This is a genomic window from Actinoplanes sp. NPDC051633 (genome assembly GCF_040681735.1).
Classification (GTDB): domain Bacteria; phylum Actinomycetota; class Actinomycetes; order Mycobacteriales; family Micromonosporaceae; genus Actinoplanes.
This window is the reverse complement of the sequence record NZ_JBFAZH010000864.1, coordinates 1-3,385: the sequence shown is the minus strand read 5'-3', so window position 1 is coordinate 3,385 and position 3,385 is coordinate 1. Positions and strand designations below refer to the sequence as shown.

Annotated in this window: 4 protein-coding genes; 1 reads left to right on the top strand and 3 read right to left on the bottom strand. The window is 72.6% G+C overall.

What is annotated here, in order from left to right; all coding sequences use genetic code 11:
* Both AB0M20_RS33490 and thrB read right to left on the bottom strand, forming a co-directional pair.
* The coding region (locus AB0M20_RS33490; protein ID WP_364304343.1) for a Rho termination factor N-terminal domain-containing protein at window positions 1-383 on the bottom strand (383 nt) is incomplete at its 3' end.
* Window positions 384-712: 329 nt separating this feature from the next.
* Window positions 713-1,657 carry a homoserine kinase gene (thrB, locus tag AB0M20_RS33485; RefSeq protein WP_364304342.1) on the bottom strand — a complete coding sequence of 315 codons (945 nt, stop codon included), beginning with the start codon at window positions 1,655-1,657 and terminating at the stop codon, window positions 713-715.
* 38 nt (window positions 1,658-1,695) lie between these two features.
* On the opposite strand from thrB, the gene AB0M20_RS33480 reads away from it, so the two are divergent.
* The gene (locus AB0M20_RS33480) at window positions 1,696-2,079 is read left to right on the top strand and encodes a hypothetical protein (protein WP_364304341.1); all 384 of its coding nucleotides are present in this window, start codon (window positions 1,696-1,698) and stop codon (window positions 2,077-2,079) included.
* Here the strand turns inward: AB0M20_RS33480 and AB0M20_RS33475 are convergent.
* A complete protein-coding gene (locus AB0M20_RS33475) occupies window positions 2,061-3,296 on the bottom strand; it encodes an MFS transporter (RefSeq protein ID WP_364304340.1) in 1,236 nt (411 codons plus the stop codon). The two genes, AB0M20_RS33480 and AB0M20_RS33475, sit on opposite strands and share 19 nt — an antisense overlap.
* Window positions 3,297-3,385 lie beyond the last annotated feature (89 nt).

Below are 3,385 nucleotides of genomic sequence, written 5' to 3'. Positions count from 1 at the left end.
GGCGCGCTGTCGACGGGAAGGGCCGTCGGCACCGGAGGGGTGGCCACCGCCGTCGGCTGGGCCGACGCCGGCTCCGCGATCACGGTCTCGGGCGCCGCCGCGCCGTTGGCACGGCTCCGGGAACGCGCGGGCCGAGACGCGGTCGCGGCCGGGGCGCCTCCGCCCCCACCCGCCTGGCGCTCGGAGATCGCGGTGATCAGCTCGCCCTTGCGCATCCGGGCGGTGCCGGAGATGCCGAGGGACGCGGCGAGACTCTGCAGCTCGGGCAGCAGCATCGCGGACAGGCCGGTGCCGCCACGGCGACGCTTGGTGGCGCTCGGTGTGCCGGCGCCCTCGTCAGCGACGTCAGAAACACCCGACGTCACGTCGGTGGTGTCGCTCAATGGATTCCTTCCGTCGAAAAAAGCCAAGTGCACCCCGCCGATCCCACCTGGTCTGCAGCCTGGTGGCCGGGTGCCTCGGACCCCGCCTCCGCCAGGGGGCGCGGGGAGTTTGCAGCACGGCAGCTCGACGGTTTCCCGACCCGTCTGACCCCACCTGGGAGGCGCGGCGACGGATAGGTCTCGGCGAGTGCACCGATCGATCTGAGACTGCTGCTCGGCGTGTGCCTTGATGAGAAGTGAGACAGGCAAGAACTGCCATGCTCTCGGGGGTGCGCGCCGAACCGCGGTAGATCGCCTTTGCTTCGCGGCTGTGCTAGGTCAGAGCGTAGTCAACTCGTGCGACCTGCGGCAACAGTGGTCCGCTCGGCGTGTTCCACCATACTCCCTTTGACAAGAGCTCCGCCGCCATCCACGCCCAACGTTTCGGCGCGCCATTGTGTTCCGGCCCGGAAGTCGCCCGGGACCTCGGTGAACGCGATCACGGACGGGCCGGCGCCACTGACCACGGCGGGCACGCCGACCGACCGCAGAGCCGCCACCAGCGATGCGGTGCCGGGCATCGCCTCGCCGCGGTACCCCTGGTGCAGGCGGTCCTCGGTGGCCGGGAAGAGCAGCCTGGGGTCGGTGGTGAGCGCGTGCACGAGCAGGGCCGACCGGCCCGCGTTGAAGGCCGCGTCGGCGTGCGGAACCGCAGGTGGGAGGGCTCGGCGGGCGGCGGCGGTGTAGCCCTTCTCGGTCGGCACGAAGACCGTCGGGCGCACGTCGGGGTGGGTCTCGAGGCGTACGGAGCGGGCGCCGGCGCCCTCGGTCCAGGCGATCGTGAAGCCGCCGAGCAGGCACGGCGCGACATTGTCCGGATGACCCTCGAGCCGGGCCGCCACGCGCAGCGCGCCCTCGGCGCCGAGATCCTCCGCACCACCGGCGACCAGGGCCCGGGCCAGCTGCACGCCGCCGACGATCGCGGCCGACGAGGAGCCGAGACCGCGCGCCTGCGGGATCCGGTTGACGCACTCGACGGCCAGCCCGGGCGGGCGCTCACCCAGCTCGTCGAAGGTCGCCAGCATGGCCCGCACGACCAGGTGTTTCTCGTCCGCGGGCAGCTCGCCGGCGCCCTCGCCGGTCACCGTCACGGCGAAGCCGCCGCCGGTCACGCGGGCGGTCAGGTCGTCGTACAGGGCGAGGGCGAGGCCCAGCGCGTCGAAGCCGGGGCCGAGATTGGCGCTGGTCGCCGGGGTACGCACGGACACCGCACCGGCGGCGAAGGTCAGGCCCATCCGCTCATGCTAGATCCGGCCCGATACCGTGCCCGACCATGGCATACGTGTTTTCCGCCCTGCTCGGCCAGATACCCATGCTGGCGGTCCTGGTCATCGGGTTCGTCCTGGTGGGCACGCGCCGCTCGCGCCTCGGGCCGCGCAGCGCGACGCTCGCCATGGCGGGTCTCGGCTTCCTCACCTTCGACCACGTCCTGCAGACGCTCTGGACCGTCCTGTTCCCGAGGCTGGTCGCATCGCTCGACCTGGGGTCCTCCGGGTTCGGCATGATCAGCTTCAGTGTCGGCCTGGTGCTCGCGCTGCTCACCGCGGTCGGGATCGGCCTGCTCATCGCCGCGCTCGTGACCCGGTCACCCCCGCCGGCCGACCCGCCGGGGTACGGCCCGGGCCATGCCACGCCGGATCAGCCAAGTCGGGGCTGAGGCTTCTCCGCGGCGTCGGTGAGCGACAGCTTGCGGGTGGCGATCCGCCAGCCGATCGCGTACGTCAATGTGATCAAACCGCAACCTGCGAGGACCACCCGCTCGTCCACGTGGTCCACCACGGCGGCCGCACCGAGCTGGCTGATCGCGATCGCGAGGGTCGCCAGCATCATGTCGGTCGCGAAGACGCGGCCGCGCAGCCGGTCCGGCACTTCGCCCTGCAGGGCGTAGTTGGAGAGCACCCAGTTGGTGCCGCCGGCGAAGTGGGCGACGAAGACCAGCACGAGCACCAGCCAGAACCACGGGCTGAGCGCGACGCCGAGGTAGCCGAGGCCGTAGAGGCTCATCGAGAGCGCCAGCCCGGGCAGCAGCCAGCTGCGCCGGCGCAGCACCGGGCCCATCACCAGTGGCCCCACCAGGGCGCCGGCGCCGCGGACCGCGAAGAGCAGGCCGGCGCCCAGAGCACCGACCCCGAAGAGGCCGGCCAGCAGCGGGAAGACGGTCAGCACGCCGTTGCCCAGCCCGACCGCCGACTTCACCGTGACCAGCGCGCGAATGCGCGGACGGGCGCCGATGTAGCGCAGCGCCTCGATGAGCGCGTGCCAGGTGCGCGGGCGCTCCGCGGTCTCGCGCGGCGCCTGCAGCGGCCGCCGGATCAGGGCCGTCACGGCCGCGCCGGCGAGCAGGCAGACCACCGTCACGCCGAAGCTGACGTACGGGCCGAAGGCGCTGCTGACCACGCCGCCCAGCGAGGCGCCGACGATCGTCATCGTGCCCCAGGTCGACCCGGACACCGCGTTGGCCGCGGCGAGATCCTCGGGATCGACCACATTGGGCAATGCCGCCGTCGCAGCCGGTGAGTAGAACGCCTTCGCCACCGCCACCAGGCCCACCGCGACGAGGGCGAGCGGCGCGGTGGCCGCCGACCGCACCAGGAACAGCAGGGCCACCGCGAAGACGGCCGCCAGATTCGACACCATCATGATCTTGCGGCGGTCGAACCGGTCCGCGATCGTCCCCGTGAACGGCAGCAGCAGCGCCAGGATCCCGGTGTCGGCGGCCAGCACCAGCGCGCCCCACACCCCGCTGCCGGTGAGCTCCGGCAGCAGCACGAGCAGCGGCACCATCACGAACCAGTCGGACCCGAAGACCACCAGCTCGGCCGCGAACAGCCGTCGGAAGTCACGGTTCCGCGCCACGACCCCCAGTGAGCTCACATGATCGGACGCTACAACCAAGGCCCGGCCCGTCGCACCGCGCGACGGACCGGGCCTGGCGTTCCGTGCGTCAGGCCGGCGGCGGGCCG